General features: G+C 73.1%; 15 protein-coding genes. 2 read left to right on the top strand and 13 right to left on the bottom strand.

All coding sequences use genetic code 11. The annotated features are described in order from the left end of the window. Positions 1 to 677 precede the first annotated feature (677 nt). A complete protein-coding gene (locus ABZO31_RS04795; RefSeq protein ID WP_406859696.1) occupies positions 678 to 1,292 on the top strand; it encodes a GDSL-type esterase/lipase family protein in 615 nt (204 codons plus the stop codon). Here the strand turns inward: ABZO31_RS04795 and ABZO31_RS04800 are convergent. The 5 genes from ABZO31_RS04800 to fmt form a co-directional block, all read right to left on the bottom strand. After that, positions 1,289 to 2,731, bottom strand: a complete 1,443-nt coding sequence (locus ABZO31_RS04800) for a GuaB1 family IMP dehydrogenase-related protein (protein WP_406859698.1) — start codon at positions 2,729 to 2,731, stop codon at positions 1,289 to 1,291. The two genes, ABZO31_RS04795 and ABZO31_RS04800, sit on opposite strands and share 4 nt — an antisense overlap. A 227-nt stretch (positions 2,732 to 2,958) precedes the next feature. Further along, positions 2,959 to 4,008, bottom strand: a complete 1,050-nt coding sequence (locus tag ABZO31_RS04805) for a sugar-binding transcriptional regulator (RefSeq protein ID WP_406859699.1) — start codon at positions 4,006 to 4,008, stop codon at positions 2,959 to 2,961. A gap of 150 nt (positions 4,009 to 4,158) precedes the next feature. Further along, positions 4,159 to 4,842 (bottom strand): ribulose-phosphate 3-epimerase, encoded by a 684-nt coding sequence (rpe, locus tag ABZO31_RS04810; RefSeq protein WP_406859700.1) that lies wholly within the window; start codon positions 4,840 to 4,842, stop codon positions 4,159 to 4,161. Between the two features lie 143 nt (positions 4,843 to 4,985). Further along, positions 4,986 to 6,407, bottom strand: coding sequence for an RsmB/NOP family class I SAM-dependent RNA methyltransferase (locus ABZO31_RS04815; protein ID WP_406859701.1), 1,422 nt, complete (start codon positions 6,405 to 6,407; stop codon positions 4,986 to 4,988). Positions 6,408 to 6,495: 88 nt separating this feature from the next. After that, the gene (gene fmt / locus ABZO31_RS04820) at positions 6,496 to 7,428 is read right to left on the bottom strand and encodes a methionyl-tRNA formyltransferase (RefSeq protein ID WP_406859702.1); all 933 of its coding nucleotides are present in this window, start codon (positions 7,426 to 7,428) and stop codon (positions 6,496 to 6,498) included. A gap of 262 nt (positions 7,429 to 7,690) precedes the next feature. Here fmt and ABZO31_RS04825 point away from each other — a divergent pair, with 262 nt between their 5' ends. Then, on the top strand, positions 7,691 to 8,182 hold the full coding sequence (locus ABZO31_RS04825) for a hypothetical protein (protein ID WP_406859703.1): 492 nt from the start codon (positions 7,691 to 7,693) through the stop codon (positions 8,180 to 8,182). A 78-nt stretch (positions 8,183 to 8,260) separates the two neighbouring features. Here the strand turns inward: ABZO31_RS04825 and ABZO31_RS04830 are convergent, their stop codons facing one another. The 8 genes from ABZO31_RS04830 to ABZO31_RS04865 all read right to left on the bottom strand — a co-directional run bounded on the left by ABZO31_RS04830 (position 8,261) and on the right by ABZO31_RS04865 (position 16,740). Next, positions 8,261 to 10,423, bottom strand: a complete 2,163-nt coding sequence (locus ABZO31_RS04830) for a primosomal protein N' (RefSeq protein WP_406859704.1) — start codon at positions 10,421 to 10,423, stop codon at positions 8,261 to 8,263. 83 nt (positions 10,424 to 10,506) lie between these two features. Next, positions 10,507 to 11,715: a methionine adenosyltransferase gene (gene metK, locus ABZO31_RS04835; RefSeq protein ID WP_406859705.1), complete on the bottom strand. Its 1,209-nt coding sequence runs from the start codon at positions 11,713 to 11,715 to the stop codon at positions 10,507 to 10,509. 264 nt (positions 11,716 to 11,979) lie between these two features. Beyond that, on the bottom strand, positions 11,980 to 13,194 hold the full coding sequence (coaBC, locus tag ABZO31_RS04840) for a bifunctional phosphopantothenoylcysteine decarboxylase/phosphopantothenate--cysteine ligase CoaBC (protein ID WP_406859707.1): 1,215 nt from the start codon (positions 13,192 to 13,194) through the stop codon (positions 11,980 to 11,982). 97 nt (positions 13,195 to 13,291) lie between these two features. After that, the gene (gene rpoZ, locus ABZO31_RS04845; RefSeq protein WP_005319902.1) at positions 13,292 to 13,564 is read right to left on the bottom strand and encodes a DNA-directed RNA polymerase subunit omega; all 273 of its coding nucleotides are present in this window, start codon (positions 13,562 to 13,564) and stop codon (positions 13,292 to 13,294) included. 28 nt (positions 13,565 to 13,592) lie between these two features. Beyond that, positions 13,593 to 14,156: a guanylate kinase gene (gene gmk, locus ABZO31_RS04850; protein ID WP_406859708.1), complete on the bottom strand. Its 564-nt coding sequence runs from the start codon at positions 14,154 to 14,156 to the stop codon at positions 13,593 to 13,595. Between the two features lie 49 nt (positions 14,157 to 14,205). Continuing rightward, positions 14,206 to 14,529, bottom strand: coding sequence for an integration host factor, actinobacterial type (gene mihF, locus ABZO31_RS04855; RefSeq protein ID WP_406859709.1), 324 nt, complete (start codon positions 14,527 to 14,529; stop codon positions 14,206 to 14,208). 268 nt (positions 14,530 to 14,797) lie between these two features. After that, entirely contained in the window at positions 14,798 to 15,634 is an 837-nt protein-coding gene (gene pyrF, locus ABZO31_RS04860; RefSeq protein WP_406859710.1) for an orotidine-5'-phosphate decarboxylase, read from the bottom strand. Continuing rightward, positions 15,631 to 16,740, bottom strand: coding sequence for a quinone-dependent dihydroorotate dehydrogenase (locus tag ABZO31_RS04865; protein WP_406859711.1), 1,110 nt, complete (start codon positions 16,738 to 16,740; stop codon positions 15,631 to 15,633). The genes pyrF and ABZO31_RS04865 overlap by 4 nt, the downstream gene beginning before the upstream one ends. Positions 16,741 to 16,785: the final 45 nt, after the last annotated feature.

Here is a 16,785-nt window from a genome sequence, read left to right on the forward strand (position 1 = left end):
GCATGAGCCTAAACGCTCAGAGCTTGCACTTGTAATGCAGGGTTGTTGCGCAGCCACAGATGATCATTGCGCACTTGCGAGGCAGACGGGGAAACATTGCGCCCCGGTGCACGAATCGACACATCGGGGCGTTTCGGCGCCCTCCGCCCGAGGGGTCGCAGACCCGTCTTCACGGGCATGGACTTCTCATGGGCGATGACGCACTCTGCACCGCCATGGAGCGGGACGGTAAGGACGGCACCTGGCAGGACGCGGGGCCCTTTCTGCGGGGCACGGCGTGGTTCGACGAGCGGGGCCGGGCGCTGCGCGCGGACCCGGCGGACCTGGACCGGCTGCCGTGGGACGCGGCGCAGCGGGCGGCGCTGCCGATCGGCGTACGGCTGGAGTTCACGGCCGCGCCGGGCACCCGGGCGGTGGCCGTGCACTACCGGGCGCGGGTCCCCGGGCGGGCGGACGCACTCAAGGAGCTGGCGCACTGCTTCGCGCTGTGGGAGGGCGGGCGACTGGTCGGCGAGACCTTCGCCCGGCCGGCGAAGAACGCCGTGGTCGTCCTCGAACTCCCGCCCCGCCCAGGCCCGTTCACGGTCCATCCGCCGGAGTGGGCGGCGCCGCGGCTGCTGCGGCTGCGGGCGGTCGGCGGCGCGGTCGCACCGGCGCCGGCCCGGCCGCGCTGGGTGGTGCACGGCGACTCGATCACGGAGGGCTGGTTGTCCACCCGCCCGGCGCACTCCTGGCCGGCGGTCGCGGGGCGGGCGCTGGGCCTGGACGCGGTGAACCTGGGGTACGCGGGGGCGGCGCGCGGCGAGCTGCCGACCGCCGAGCAGCTGGCGGCTCTGCCCGCGGAGCTGCTGACGCTGGCCTTCGGCACCAACTGCTGGGGCCGGACCCCGCACTCCGCCCCGCTGCTGTACGAGACCACGCGAGCCTTCCTGGCCGTCGTACGGGCCGGCCGGCCCCGTACGCCGCTGCTGCTCCTCTCGCCCGTGCTGCGCCCGGAGGCAGAGGCGACCCGCAACGCGCTGGGCGCGACCCTGGCGGAGCTGCGGACGGCCATGGAGGAGGCCGTACGCGACCGTGTGGCGGCCGGGGACGACCGGCTGGCCCTGTTGCCCGGCCGCGACGTCCTGGGCGCTCAGGACCTCGCCGACGGCCTCCACCCGAACGACCGCGGGCACGCCCGCATCGCGCGGGCGGTGGCCGGGGCGCTGCGGGACTCGGGGTTCGCGGGAACGCCGCGGGCCCCCGGGAGGGATCTCCCGGGGGCCCGCGGAACGCGCCTCGGCGCGGACTAGCTCCAGCTGGCGTGCAGCGGCTTGCCCTCGGCGTAGCCGGCGGCGGACTGGATGCCGACGACGGCCTTGTCCTCGAACTCGGCGAGGTTGTTCGCGCCCGCGTAGGTGCAGGAGGAGCGGACGCCCGCGATGATCGAGTCGATCAGGTCCTCGACGCCCGGACGCTGCGGGTCGAGGAACATGCGCGAGGTGGAGATGCCCTCCTCGAACAGCGCCTTGCGGGCCCGGTCGTAGGAGGACTCGTCGCTGGTGCGGTTCTTCACGGCGCGGGCGGAGGCCATGCCGAAGGACTCCTTGTACGCGCGGCCCTGGGCGTCGTGCTGCAGGTCGCCCGGGGACTCGTACGTCCCGGCGAACCAGGAGCCGATCATCACGTTGGACGCGCCGGCGGCGAGCGCCATGGCGACGTCGCGCGGGTGCCGGACGCCACCGTCGGCCCAGACGTGCTTGCCGTACTTCCGCGCCTCGGCGGCGCACTCCATGACGGCGGAGAACTGCGGCCGGCCGACGCCGGTCATCATGCGGGTGGTGCACATGGCGCCGGGGCCGACGCCGACCTTGATGATGTCCGCGCCCGCCTCGACGAGGTCCCTGACGCCCTCGGCGGCGACGATGTTGCCGGCGACGATCGGGACGTGCGGGTCGAGCGCCCGGACGGTCCGGATGGCGCTGACCATCGACTCCTGGTGGCCGTGCGCGGTGTCGATGACGAGCGTGTCCACACCGGCGTCGAGCAGCTGCTTGGCCTTGCCCTCGACGTCGCCGTTGATGCCGACGGCGGCGGCGATGCGCAGCCTGCCGTCCGCGTCGGTGGCCGGGGTGTACAGGGTGGCGCGCAGCGCGCCCTTGCGGGTGAGGATGCCGGCCAGGCGGCCGTCGGCGTCCACGGCCGGGGCGTAGCGGCGGTTGGCGCCGTCGAGGACGTTGAAGGCCTCGCGCGGCTCGATGGTGGCGTCGAGGAGCAGCAGGTCCTTGGACATGACCTCGGACAGCTGGGTGAAGCGGTCCACGCCGGACAGGTCCGCGTCGGTGACGACGCCGACGGGGCGGCGGTCTGCGTCCACGACGACGCCGGCCTCGTGGGCCCGCTTGGGCAGCAGCGCGAGCGCGTCGGCGACGGTCTGGTGCGGCTCGAGGACGATGGGGGTGTCCAGGACCAGGTCGCGGCCCTTGACCCAGGAGATGACCTCGGTGACGACCTCGATCGGGATGTCCTGGGGGATCACGACGAGTCCGCCGCGCCGGGCGACCGTCTCGGCCATGCGGCGGCCGGCGATGGCGGTCATGTTGGCCACGACCAGCGGGATCGTCGTCCCGCTGCCGTCGGGCGACGAGAGGTCGACGGCCTGGCGGGAACCCACGGCCGAACGGCTCGGCACCATGAACACATCGTCGTACGTCAGGTCGTACGGCGGCTTGACGTCATTGAGGAAACGCACGTGCTGAACATCCCAGTCGATCGGATCGGCCCCTAGGCATTTCAGCCAGGGGAAAAAGCACGTAGTTCATTGTCCCACGCAGGCCCATGAGACCGGTGCGGGTGCAACGTCCAGGACTCGCCGGAACGGCTTGTCGGATCCTCCAAGGGTCGCCTACGGACGGAGTGACGGCAAGGGGCGCGACAGGCTCGAACGGACCCCGAACAGACCCGGACGGGCCCCGGACGTCAGGAGCCGTCCGGGTCCGCGCGGTCGAGCGCCGGGCGCGGGCCGGGCACGAACTCGGACAGCAGGTAGTCGGCCGCCGAGCGGTCGGTGACCAGGCTGGTCACCAGGCCCGAGCGGAGCACCGCGCCGATCGCCGCCGCCTTGCGCTGGCCGCCGGCGATCGCCACGACCTCGGGGATCCGGCGCAGCCGGTCCGCCTCGACGGTGATGCAGCGCTCGCCCAGGTCGCGGCCGACGCGGCGGCCCTCGGCGTCGAAGAGGTGCGCGGACATCTCGGCCGCGACGCCCAGAGAGGCGTAGTGGGCCCGCTCCTCGTCCGTGAGCATGTCGTGGACGGTGGAGATGCCCGGCTCCCAGGAGCCGATGGAGACGCAGGCGACGGTGACCTTGTCGAAGTACTCGAAGGCCCGTGCGATCCCGGTCTGGTTGCGCAGCGCTGCCGCCGTGGCGGGGTCCGGCAGCAGCATCGGCGCGTAGATCGGGTGCGCCTCGCCGCCGGAGACCTGCGCGGCGCGGCGGACCGCCTCGACGGAGCCGCGCTCGGCGGTCCCGGCGTCGTACACGCCCGTGAGCTGCACGACGGTGCAGGGCGGCAGGCGGTCGAGCGCCGCCGCCATGTGGATGGTCGAGCGACCCCAGGCCAGGCCCAGGACGTCGCCCTCGTTCACGAGCTCGCCGAGCAGATCGGCCGCGACCTCGCCGAGGTTCTCCGGGTCGGGCGACTCGTCCACGCCCTCCGCCGGAGACTCGACGACGACCGCGTGCCGCAGCCCGTACCGGGCGCGGAGCGCGTCGGAGCGTTCGGCGTCCAGTTCGGCGGGGACGCGGATCTCGATGCGTACGAGATCCCGCTCCAGCGCCGTCTCCAGTACGCGGGCGACCTTGAAGCGGCTGACGCCGAACTCCTCCGCGATCTGGATCTTGGACTTGCCCTCCAGGTAGAAGCGGCGCGCCATGGCAGCCGCCTGCACCAGCTCCGCGGGTCCCATCCGCAGGGCTGATCGTCCCGCCGACATACCCGCCACCGCGATCTCCTCACTGCTGTTCACGTACCGCTGTTCACAAACTGTCGGCCGGCCGCTGCCCTGACAGCCGCCGCCGCTGTTCACACTGTGGACTGTCCGTCCATCCTGTCAGATCCCGCGGGCCCCGATCAGACCTGTCGGTCGCCCGTCGGGCCCCGTTCATCTGCCCGAGGCTCAGTGGCCACACGCCCACGCGACGGAGGCCGTCGCGGACTCCGCCTTGGCCCGCAGGGCCCGGACCGCCTCGGCCGGATCCTGCGCCCCGTAGACCGCCGAGCCGGCGACGAAGACGTCCGCACCGGCCTCGGCGCAGCGCTCGATCGTCGACTCCGCGACGCCGCCGTCGACCTGCAGCCACAACTCCAGGCCGTGCTTGGAGATCAGCTCACGGGTGCGGCGGATCTTCGGCAGCATGATGTCGAGGAACGCCTGGCCGCCGAAGCCGGGCTCCACGGTCATGATCAGCAGCATGTCGAGCTCGGGGAGCAGGTCCTCGTAGGGCTCGATGGGCGTGGCCGGCTTCAGCGCCATGGACGCCCGCGCGCCCTTGGCCCGGATCTCCCGCGCGAGGCGTACGGGCGCGGCCGCGGCCTCCACGTGGAAGGTGACCGAACCCGCGCCGGCCTCCACGTACTGCGGGGCCCAGCGGTCCGGGTCCTCGATCATGAGGTGGCAGTCGAGGGGGGTCTGCGTCGCCCGGCTCAGCGACTCGACCACGGGCACGCCCAGGGTGAGGTTGGGCACGAAGTGGTTGTCCATCACGTCGACGTGCAGCCAGTCGGCGCCGTCGACCGCCTTCGCCTCCTCGGCGAGACGCGCGAAGTCCGCGGACAGAATGCTGGGGTTGATCTGCGCCATGAGCCAAGCCTGCCATGCTCTTGGACGGTTCTTTGCCGCGAAGCGGTTTCGAACGGGGTTCGGGACGAAACCGGGGTGGCCCGGACCGGTCTAGACCACCCCAATCCCGACGAAACAAATGCCGGGCGGAAAGTGATTTCCGCTCAGGCCGTACGGCGGATCAGCGCCAGGTACATCGCGTCGGTGCCGTGCAGGTGCGGCCAGAGCTGGACGTCCGGGCCGTCGCCGAGCGCGGGCACTCCGGGCATCAGCGGGCGGGCGTCGATCAGCTCGGCCCCGCCGGTCCGCTTCAGGACGTCGTCCACGACGACCCGGGTCTCGGCGAGATGCGGGGAGCAGGTCGCGTACCCGACGACGCCGCCGACCCGTACGGCCTTCAGCGCCTCGGTCAGCAGGCCGCGCTGCAGCGTCGCGAAGCCGTCCAGGTCCTCGGGGCGGCGCCGCCAGCGGGCCTCCGGGCGGCGGCGCAGGGCGCCCAGGCCGGAGCAGGGGACGTCCATCAGGACCCGGTCGAAGGAGCCGGGCTGCCACGGCGGGCGCGTGCCGTCGGCGGCGATGACCTGGTACGGGCCCGGGTTGCCGGCCAGGGCCCGCTCGACGAGCCGGGCACGGTGCGGCTGCTTCTCGGAGGCGAGCAGTGCCGCGCCGCGCTGCGCGGCCAGCGCGCCGAGCAGGGCGGCCTTGCCGCCGGGCCCGGCGCAGCCGTCGAGCCAGCGCTCGTCGGGGCCGTCGAGGGGCGCGTCGGCGAGCGCGATCGCGACGAGCTGGCTGCCCTCGTCCTGGACGCCGGCCCGGCCGTCCGCGACGGCCGCGAGGGCGCCGGGCTCGCCGCCCTCGGTGAGCCGGACCGCGTACGGGGACCAGCGGCCCGGCAGGGTCTCGGCGGCGTCGGCGAGCTCGGCGGTGGTGGAACGGCCCGGGCGGGCGACGAGGGTGACCTCGGGCCGCTCGTTGTCGGCCTCCAGCAGGTCCTCGATGCCGGCGCGGCCGCCGCCGAGCGCGTCCCAGAGCGCCGAGACGACCCAGCGGGGGTGCGAGTGGACGACGGCGAGGTGGTCCTCGGCGTCCTCGTCGTACGGCGGGGCGACCTGCTCGATCCAGCCGGCCAGGTCGTGCTGGGCGATGCGGCGCAGCACGGCGTTGACGAACTTGGCCCGCCCGTCGCCGAGCACCACACGCGCGAGCTCGACGCTGGCGGACACGGCGGCGTGCGAGGGGATCCGGGTGCCGAGCAGCTGGTGCGCGCCGAGCGCGAGCACGTCGAGGACCGGCGGGTCGACCTCGCGCAGCGGCCGGTCGATGCAGGCCGAGATGATCGCGTCGTACGTGCCCTGGCGGCGCAGCGTGCCGTACACCAGCTCGGTGGCGAGCGCGGCGTCGCGCGCGTCGAACTGTTCCGGGCCCTCCTTCTCCCGGGCCTTCTTCAGCAGCGGCGGCAGGACGAGGTTGGCGTAGGCGTCGCGCTCGTCCACCGCCCTCAGCGCGTCGAAGGCGAGGATCCGGACCGGGTCCTTCTTGGGCCGGCGGTAGGGCTTGTGGGGACGGCGACGGGCCTGCTCGCTCAAAGGTGCTCCGCGTAGGAAAGGAAGAGGGGTTTCCCCCTCAGCCTACGTCGGCGCGACGGCCCGGCCGCCCACGGCCGCCCCTCAGCCGTCAGGCGCCGACGGTCTCGCCGGGCGCGATGCGGACGCCGCGGGCCCAGTCGGCGGCGCGCATGGGCTTCTTGCCCTGCGGCTGGACCCAGAGCAGCTCGACGGCGTGGGAGCCGGTGCCGACGTACACGTTGTTCTTGCCGGCGGAGAGCTCGCCGGGGGCGAGGTCGGTGCGGTCCTGTACGAGCGCGGCCTGGATCAGCTTGAGCCGCTCGCCGCGGAAGACGGTCCAGGCGCCGGGGGCCGGGGTGCAGCCGCGGACCACGCGGTCGACGCGCAGGGCGGGGGCGGTCCAGTCGACGTGGGCGTCCTCGACCTGGATCTTCGGGGCGAGGGTGATGCCCTCGGGCGGCTGGGGAACGGCCTTCAGGGTGCCGTCCTCGATGCCGTCCATGGTGGCGGCGAGCAGGCCGGCACCGGCGAAGGCGAGGCGGGTGAGCAGGTCGCCGCTGGTGTCGGTGGGCCGGACGTCCTCGGTGATCACGCCGTACACCGGGCCCGAGTCGAGGCCCTCCTCGATCAGGAAGGTCGACGCGCCGGTCACCTGGTCCCCCGCCATCAGGGAGTGCTGCACGGGCGCGGCGCCGCGCCATGCGGGCAGCAGCGAGAAGTGCAGGTTGACCCACCCGTGGGCGGGGATGTCGAGGGCGACGCGGGGCAGCAGGGCGCCGTAGGCGACGACCGGGCAGCAGTCGGGCGCGATCTCGCGCAGCCGCTCCAGGAACGCCTCGTCACGGGGGCGCTCCGGCTTCAGCACCTCGATGCCGGCCTCCTCGGCGCGCTGGGCCACGGGGCTGGCGACGAGCCGCCGGCCGCGGCCCGCGGGGGCGTCGGGGCGGGTGACGACGGCGGCCACCTCGTGCCGGCCGGAGGCGAGCAGGGCGTCCAGGGCGGGGACGGCGACCTCGGGGGTGCCTGCGAAGACCAGCTTCACTCGGTTTGACCTCGTCTCGGGGCGATGGGGTACCTCCCTGCTCGAGCGCGGCCGAGAGCTTGGGGGAGGGCAGCGCACCAGTCTAGGCGGCGACGCGAGGGGGCGTGCCGCGGTGTGCGCGGCTTGTGCATATGCGTGTACGCCCCTGCAGCGTGACCCAAGCCCGGGTGGCGCGTTGGTCAAGAGAGATTGACCCGATTCGGGCCGCCGTCGCAACGCTGCGGCCCGCTCCCCTTCACACGCCGGTTCGAGAGGCTTTCACATGGCCGACCACGCAACCCACGACGCCCAAGCCCGGGCAAGTCTGCACCTGCTGGTGCGGGACATCGAGCGGGTCCGGCGGCAGGTGGACGCACTGCGCACGCTCACGGCCCAGTTGGGCAATGTGTACCGCCCGCGTCGCTCCGGTCCGTCGACGGGCTTCGTCGTGTACGGACGCGCCCCCGCACCGACCGTCCGCCTCGCGCAGGAACTCCGCGACAGCGTCGAGACCCTGGTGACCGCGGCGGTGGACTTCGATCGTTCGCTGGGCTTCTCGTGGGACGCGGTGGGCTCGGCGCTCGGGGTGACGAAGCAGGCGGTCCACCGCCGCTACGGCGCCCGCCGCTCCCCCCAGCAGACCGCCCCCGACGAGACGGCCACCCGCACCCTTCAGGCACCCGCCCCGGCCGTCCCCGCGGCCCGCACCATGCCCCCGCAGCCCCTCCGCGACGACCCCCGCCCCCCGGCCTTCCCGGGCCCCCGCAACGGCTGACGCAGCCGGAGAAGCCGCCCCTCCCGGGTCAGGGGAGGGGCGGCTCTCTGCGGGAGCGGGATGCGGAGGGGCAAACCTTCAGCCGATGTCCGGCGGGTCGACCCGTACGCGGATCGGCGGCACCGGCCCCCGCGTGGAGCGGGACGCCTGGGCCTGCTTCAGGGCGGCGGCCAGCGCCGCACCGGAACCCGGCGGTACGCGGACCAGGGCGCGCTCCCAGGACTCGCCCGCCGGCGGGTCCCCGGGCCGCGTCGGGCCGCCCGGGCGGACGACCGGCAGCGGGACCGGGCCCAGGATCTCCGCGTCCGGGGGCAGCGGCGCGGACGCCAGGAAGCCCAGGACCGCGTCCACCGGCCCCGCCACCGCCGCCATCCGCGACACCGGCGGAAACCCCAGCTCCGCCCGCTCCGCGAGCTCCCGCTGCGCGTGCCCCACGGGATCCCACCGCACCAGCGCCTGCACCGGCCGCAGCGTGGGCTCGGCGACGACGACGACCGTGCCGCCCTCCCCCTGCCCCCGCACCAGCGAGGCCGCGTCGATCCAGCGCCGCAGCGCCTCCTCCCCGGCCCGCAGATCGGGCCGGTTCAGCATCGCCCAGCCGTCGAGGAGCAGCGCCGCCGCGTAGCCGCCCTCGGCGACCGGCTCCGCGCCCGGGGTGGAGACCACGAGCGCCGGTCGCCCCGGGACGGTGTCCAGAACGTGGTCCCGCCCCGAGGTCCGTACCGGCACCGAGGGGAACACCCGCCCCAACTCCTCCGCCGTGCGCCGCGCGCCCACCACCTGGGCCCGCAGCCGCACCGACCCGCACTCCACGCAGTGCCAGTCCGGGGCACCGCGCCCGCACCACCCGCACCGCAGCTCCTGCTGCTCGGGCGCCTCCAGCGGCCCCGCGCAGTGCCGGCAGCGCGCGGGCGTCCGGCACCGCTCACAGGCCAGCCGGGGCACGTACCCGCGCCGCGGCACCTGCACCAGGACCGGCCCCGTACGCAGCCCGTCCCGGACCGCCTCCCAGGCCAGCGACGGCAGCCGCGCCGCCCGCGCGGCCTCGTCGCGGGCGAGCTGCTCGTCCCCGACCGTGCGCACCCGCGGCGCCGCGGCCCGTACCTGCTCCCGCCCGGCGACCAGCGGCGCCGCCCACCCGGACTCGACCAGCTGCGCCGCCTCGACCGTGCAGCTCAGCGAGCCCAGCAGGAAGCCGCACCGGTCGTGCGCGGCGCGCAGCAGCAGGACGTCACGGGCGTGCGGCTGCGGCGCGTGCGGCTCGCTGTGGCTGCCGTCGCCGTCGTCCCAGATCGCCACCAGGCCCAGGTCCCGCACCGGCGCGAACATCGCGGCCCGGGTGCCGATCACCGCCCGTACCGCTCCTCGCCGCACCGCGAGCCACTGCCCGTACCGTTTCTCGGGGCCGGCCTCCGCGGTCAGCACCGCGTGCCGCCCCTCCCCCAGGACCGCGGTCAGCGCCGCGTCCATCCGGGCGACCGCCCGCCCGTCGGGCACCACGACCAGGGCTCCGCGCCCCGAGGCGAGCGTCGCCGCCACGGCGCGGGCCAGCTCCTCGGCCCAGGACGGCCCCGGCAGCGCGTTCCACACCGCCCGCGGCGCCCCGCCCCTGGCCAGCGACTCCAGGAACGCCGGCCCCCGCTCGTACCGCGTCCAGCTCCCCGGCTCCGGCGCGGCCGGCGGCGGCAGCGGCGCGGGCGAGGGGCGGGACTCGGCCCGCGCGCTGCGCGGCGGCACCGCGAGCTGCAGCACGTCCGCGAGGCTCCCCGCGTACCGGTCGGCGACCGCCCGCGCCAGCGCCAGCAGCTCCGGGCTCAGCACCGGCTCGGGCGACACCACGTCGGCGAGCGCGGCCAGCGGCCCGGTGTAGTCCGAGGTGGCGAGCCGCTCGACGAGGAAGCCGTCGATCAGCCGGCCGCCCTCGCGCCGCCCGTCCCGCACCTGCCCCGACCCGGCGCCGAACCGCACCCGCACGCGCACCCCGGGCTGCGCGGTCTCGTCGAGCTCCTCGGGGACGGCGTAGTCGAAGTACCGGTCGAGATGGAGCACGCCCTTGTTGACCACGATCCGGGCGACCGGCAGCTCCTTGGCCAGCGCCGCCCCGCGCCAGGTGCGCGGCTTGGCGCGGGGCGCCTTCGCCTTGCGCACGGTCTCCCGGATGAGCGCGAGCTGCTCGGGCGGCCCGCCGTCCGCCGGGCCGTCCGCGTCTGCCCCCGCAGGGGGCCGGTTCTCGCCGCTCACAGACCCATTCCTACCAAACGGCACCGACAACGCCGACGGCCCCGGACCAGCAGGTCCGGGGCCGTGCGGGCACGACGGAAGCGTCAGATACCGGCGGCCTTGCGCAGCGCCTCGACGCGGTCGGTGCGCTCCCAGGTGAAGTCCGGCAGCTCACGGCCGAAGTGGCCGTACGCGGCGGTCTGGGCGTAGATCGGGCGCAGCAGGTCCAGCGCGCGGATGATCGCGGCCGGGCGGAGGTCGAAGACCTCGCCGATGGCGTGCTCGATCTTCTCCGTCTCGACGGTGTGGGTGCCGAAGGTCTCGACGAACAGACCGACCGGCTCCGCCTTGCCGATGGCGTACGCGACCTGGACCTCGCAGCGCGAGGCCAGACCGGCCGCCACCACGTTCTTGGCGACCCAGCGCATCGCGTAGGCGGCCGAGCGGTCGACCTTGGACGGGTCCTTGCCGGAGAAGGCACCGCCGCCGTGACGGGCCATGCCGCCGTACGTGTCGATGATGATCTTCCGGCCGGTCAGGCCCGCGTCACCCATCGGACCGCCGATCTCGAAACGACCGGTCGGGTTCACCAGCAGGCGGTAGCCCTCGGTGTCCAGCTTGATGCCGTCCTCGACGAGCTGCTTCAGCACGTGCTCGACCACGAACTCCCGGATGTCGGGCGCCAGCAGCGAGTCCAGGTCGATGTCCGAGGCGTGCTGCGAGGACACCACGACCGTGTCCAGACGCACGGCCTTGTCACCGTCGTACTCGATGGTCACCTGCGTCTTGCCGTCGGGACGCAGGTACGGGATGGTCCCGTTCTTGCGGACCTCGGTCAGCCGGCGCGACAGCCGGTGCGCCAGGTAGATCGGCAGCGGCATCAGCTCCGGCGTCTCGTCCGACGCGTAGCCGAACATCAGACCCTGGTCGCCGGCACCCTGCTTGTCCAGCTCGTCCTCGTCGCCCTCGACGCGCTTCTCGTACGCGGTGTCGACACCCTGCGCGATGTCCGGGGACTGCGACCCGATGGAGACCGAGACGCCGCAGGAGGCGCCGTCGAAGCCCTTCTTCGAGGAGTCGTACCCGATCTCGAGGATCTTGTTGCGCACCAGGGTGGGGATGTCCGCCCAGGCCTTGGTGGTGACCTCGCCGGCCACGTGGACCAGGCCGGTGGTGATCAGGGTCTCCACGGCGACGCGGGAGGTGGGGTCCTCCCGGAGCAGCGCGTCGAGAATGGTGTCGCTGATCTGGTCAGCGATCTTGTCGGGGTGACCCTCGGTCACGGACTCCGAGGTGAACAGACGACGGGACACAACGCTCCCTGTGGTTGCAGCGGCTGCTGGCTGATCATTTACGGAACAGCAGGGGGCTGCGCCCCGCGTCGTTCCGAGAACAGTTTATCGGGCGCCATCGGGCGTATGACCAGGTGTCTCGCAAGGTGGGAGAGGGATCACCCGGGAAATGGTCATCTCCTGTACGGCGAATGGCTCCGCCGTACACCCGAAAGGCCCAGTTCCGCACAGCATGCTCACCATGTGTCGCCGATGTACGGATTCATCCCGATGGTACCGGAGCGGTTACGCCGGCAGAGGACGCAGCCGCGGGGCGACGAGGTCCCAGACCGTCTCGGCGAGCGCCTCCTTCGGTCCGTACGGCACCGGCGTCTCACCGCCGTCGGTGGCGAGGATCACGGCCTCGTTCTCCTCCTGACCGAAGGTCTTGCGCTCCCCGACCTCGTTGACCACGAGCAGGTCGCAGCCCTTGCGGCGGAGCTTGTCGCGGCCGTTGGCGAGGACGTCGTCGGTCTCGGCGGCGAAGCCGACGATCACCTGGCCGTCCAGGACACGGTCGGCGGAGATCTCCGCCAGGATGTCCGGATTGCGCACCAGCTCGACGGTGGGCGCGCCGCCGTCGTCCTTCTTCTTGATCTTGCCGGGGGCGTAGACGGCCGGACGGAAGTCGGCGACGGCCGCCGCCATCACCACCGCGTCGGCGTCCGAGGCGGCCTTGACGACCGCCTCGCGCAGCTGGAGCGCGGTGCCGACGTGGACGACGTCGACGCCGGCCGGGTCGGGGATGCCGGTGTTGGCCTCGATGAGCGTGACCCGCGCGCCGCGCGCCGCGGCGGCCTTGGCGAGGGCGTAGCCCTGCTTGCCGGAGGAACGGTTGCCGAGGTAGCGGACCGGGTCGAGCGGCTCGCGGGTGCCGCCGGCGCTGACCACGACATGGCGGCCGGCGAGGTCGGGCTCGGCCGTCCCCCGGGCGAGCACGCGGCGGCAGACCTCGAAGATCTCGCCGGGGTCGGGCAGCCGGCCCTTGCCAGTGTCGACGCCGGTCAGCCGGCCGACGGCGGGCTCGATGACGAGGGCGCCGCGGCGGCGGAGGGTGGCCACGTTCTCCTGGGTGGCCGGGTGCTCCCACATCTCGGTGTGCATGGCGGGCGCGAAGACCACCGGACATCGGGCGGTGAGCAGGGTGTTGGTGAGCAGGTCGTCGGCGAGCCCGTGGGCGGCCTTGGCCAGCATGTCGGCGGTGGCGGGCGCGACGACGACGAGGTCGGCGCCCTGGCCGATCCGGACGTGCGGGACCTCGTGGACGGACTCCCACACCTCGGTCGAGACGGGGTTGCCGGAGAGCGCGGACCAGGTGGCGGCGCCGACGAAGTGCAGCGCCGAGTCGGTGGGGACGACGCGCACGTCGTGGCCGGACTCCGTGAGCCGCCGCAGCAGCTCGCAGGCCTTGTACGCGGCGATGCCGCCGCTGACCCCCAGAACGACCTTCGGCTTGGTCACCACTACTCACTCCCCGCACTCGGATGCGTACGACTCCATGAGACACCACAGGCCCGGCGGTTGTTCCGCCGGGCCTGTGGTGACAAGCGTTTCGTGCTTACTGCGCCGGGCCCTCGATGGCCTCGGAGGTCAGCAGGCCCGCGTTGATCTCGCGCAGCGCGATCGAGAGCGGCTTCTCGTGGACGTGGGTGTCCACCAGCGGACCGACGTACTCCAGCAGGCCCTCGCCGAGCTGGGAGTAGTACGCGTTGATCTGACGCGCGCGCTTGGCCGCGTAGATCACGAGGCTGTACTTCGAGTCCGTGGCCTCGAGCAGCTCGTCGATCGGCGGGTTGATGATGCCCTCGGGCGCGGTGATGGAAGAGGACACGCTCTACCTTCCGAAAAGGGGAAAAAGATCAAAGAACCTGCATCAAGGCTAGCAGCTCACGTGCTACGTCCTCGACGGAGGTGTTCACAAGGGTGGTGTCGAACTCGGTTTCGGCGGCCAGCTCGATCTTGGCCGCCGCCAGCCGGCGCTCGATCACCTCGGGCGACTCGGTGCCCCGGCCGGTGAGCCGGCGGACCAGCTCGTCCCAGCTGGGCGGGGCCAGGAACACCAGCTGGGAGTCCTTCATGGACTCCTTCACCTGGCGCGCGCCCTGGAGGTCGATCTCCAGCAGGACGGGCTCGCCCGCCTCCAGGCGGTCCTGGACCGCCCGACGAGGCGTGCCGTAGCGGTTGCCCGCGAACTCGGCCCACTCGAGGAGCTCGCCGTTGGCGATCAGCTTGTCGAACTCGTCGTCGGAGACGAAGAAGTACTGGACACCGTGCTTCTCGCCGGGCCGGGGCTTCCGTGTCGTGGCCGACACCGAGAGCCAGACCTCGGGGTGGACCTTGCGCATATGAGCGACGACCGTGCTCTTGCCGACCCCGGAGGGGCCGGAGAGCACGGTCAGCCGCGGACGTACCTCTGCTGCCATGCAGCGATTATTCCAGCTTCGCGGGTGTGCCCGGGACGCCGTCCCGGACTCAGGCGCCCGTGGTGCCGAACTCCCGCTGCAGGGCGGCGATCTGGTTGGTGCCGAGACCGCGCACGCGGCGGCTCTCGGAGATGCCGAGCCTTTCCATGATCTGCTTGGCACGGACCTTGCCGACGCCCGGCAGGGACTCGAGCAGCGCCGAGACCTTCATCTTGCCGATCACGTCGTTCTTCTGGCCCTGCTCGATGACCTCGTTGAGGGAGGCGCCGGAGTGCTTGAGTCGATTCTTGACCTCGGCCCGCTCCCGGCGAGCCGCGGCGGCCTTTTCGAGCGCGGCTGCGCGCTGTTCAGGGGTAAGGGGCGGAAGAGCCACGCCTACGTCACCTCGGATGTCGAACTGTCGGATACGGACCGCTGAGGAACGTGGTCGCCCCACATGCGGCGAGTCACATGGCGGTGGCCTGGGCCATTCGCCACGACGACTCTGCGTCGGAGACTAGCGGCCAGGACCGCTCCAGTCAGCGAGAACAGACGAAAAGTCCTGGTCAGGATCGAGTCTGGCACCACCGACCGGGACAATCCCGGCATTATGCCGAGGATTTTCGCCCTCGCCGTTCGACAACTGAGACGGCTCCGACGGGTCAGACGGCGACGGCGGCCCGGATCTCGTCCGCGAACCGCTCGGCTGCGGCCCTCAGCGCGGTCGCGTCGGGGCCCTCCTTCAGGACGCCGCGGCTCACGTTCGGCACCACGTTGCGCACCGCCGGGCCGAAGACCGCCGGGAGATCGGCGGCCGTCGCGCCCTGCGCGCCGATGCCGGGGGCGAGCAGCGGGCCGTTGATGTCCAGGTCGAACGAGGACAGGTCGCCCAGGGTCGCGCCGACGACCGCGCCGAAGGAGCCCATCGGGCTCTCCCCCGCGTTCTCCTCCGCCAGGTGCGCCAGCATCGTCGCGCCGATGGTCCGGCCGTCCTCGCGGACCGCGCGCTGGACCTCGGCGCCCTCCGGGTTGGAGGTGAGGGCCAGGACGAACAGCCCGGCGCCGGACTCCCGGGCCAGGTCGACGGCCGGCTTCAGCGAGCCGTAGCCGAGGTACGGGGAGACCGTGAGCGCGTCCGAGAACAGCGGGGACTCCGGGCGCAGGAAGGTCTCCGCGTAGGCGGCCATGGTGGAGCCGATGTCGCCGCGCTTGGCGTCCATGACGACCAGGCCGCCGGCCGCCCGCAGGTCGGCGACGGCGCGCTCCAGGACGGCGATGCCGCGCGAGCCGAAGCGCTCGAAGAAGGCCGACTGCGGCTTGAAGACGGCGACGGTCTCGGCGAGCGCCTCCACCACGGTCCGGGTGAAGGTCTCCAGGCCGTCGACGTCGTCCTTCAGGCCCCAGGAGGCGAGCAGGGAGGCGTGCGGGTCGATGCCGACGCAGAGCGGACCGCGCTCGTCCATGGCGGAGCGGAGACGTGCACCGAAGGAGTCGTTCATGCGGTGGCCTTTCGGGTGTCGGCGCCGACGGCCTCGGCGAGGGTGTCGTACGGGGAGGCGGCCAGGCGGGCGGCCAGGCCCTTGTGGATCGCGCGGGAGTAGAACGGGCCCTCGTAGATGAAGGCGCTGTAGCCCTGGATCAGGGTCGCGCCGGCGAGGATCCGCTGCCAGGCGTCCTCGGCGTTCTCGATGCCGCCGACGCCCACGAGGACGATCCGGTCGCCCACGCGTGCGTACAGGCGGCGCAGGACCTCCAGGGAGCGGGCCTTGACGGGGGCGCCGGACAGGCCGCCGGTCTCCTGGACGAGGGCCGGGTCGGACTTCAGGCCGAGGCCCTCGCGGGCGATGGTGGTGTTGGTGGCGATGATGCCGTCCAGGCCCAGCTCCAGGGCGAGGTCGGCGACGGCGTCCACGTCCTCGTCGGCGAGGTCGGGGGCGATCTTGACGAGGAGCGGGACGCGACGGTCGGTGACGGTGCGGTCGGCGGCCTCCCGGACGGCGGTGAGCAGCGGGCGCAGCGACTCGGTGGCCTGGAGGTTGCGCAGGCCGGGGGTGTTCGGCGAGGAGACGTTGACGACGAGGTAGTCGGCGTGGGCGGCGAGCCGCTCGGTCGACTTCACGTAGTCGGCGGCGGCCTCGGCCTCCGGGACGACCTTGGTCTTGCCGATGTTCACGCCCACGACGGTCCTGAACACCGGCTTGCGGGCGCCCAGGCGCTCGGCGACGGCGGCGGAGCCCTCGTTGTTGAAGCCCATGCGGTTGATCAGCGCGCGGTCCGCGACGAGGCGGAAGAGCCGCTTCTTGGGGTTGCCCGGCTGGGGCTCCCCGGTGACCGTGCCGATCTCGACGTGGTCGAAGCCCAGCATCGACATGCCGTCGATCGCGACCGCGTTCTTGTCGAAGCCGGCCGCGAGGCCGAAGGGGCCGTGCATCCGCAGGCCCAGGGCCTCGGTGCGCAGCGCCTCGTACCGGGGGGCGAGGACGGCCGCGGCGAAGGTGCGCAGCACAGGGATGCGGACGGCCAGGCGGATCCAGCGGAAGGCCAGGTAGTGGGCCTCCTCGGGGTCCATCCGCTTGAAGACCAGGTTGAAGAAGAACTTGTACATGTGTCTGTCGTCCAGGTGTGCTCATGACGAGGGGGACACCGCAGG

Source organism: Streptomyces solicamelliae (assembly GCF_045348655.1).
GTDB classification, from domain to species: domain Bacteria; phylum Actinomycetota; class Actinomycetes; order Streptomycetales; family Streptomycetaceae; genus Streptomyces; species Streptomyces solicamelliae.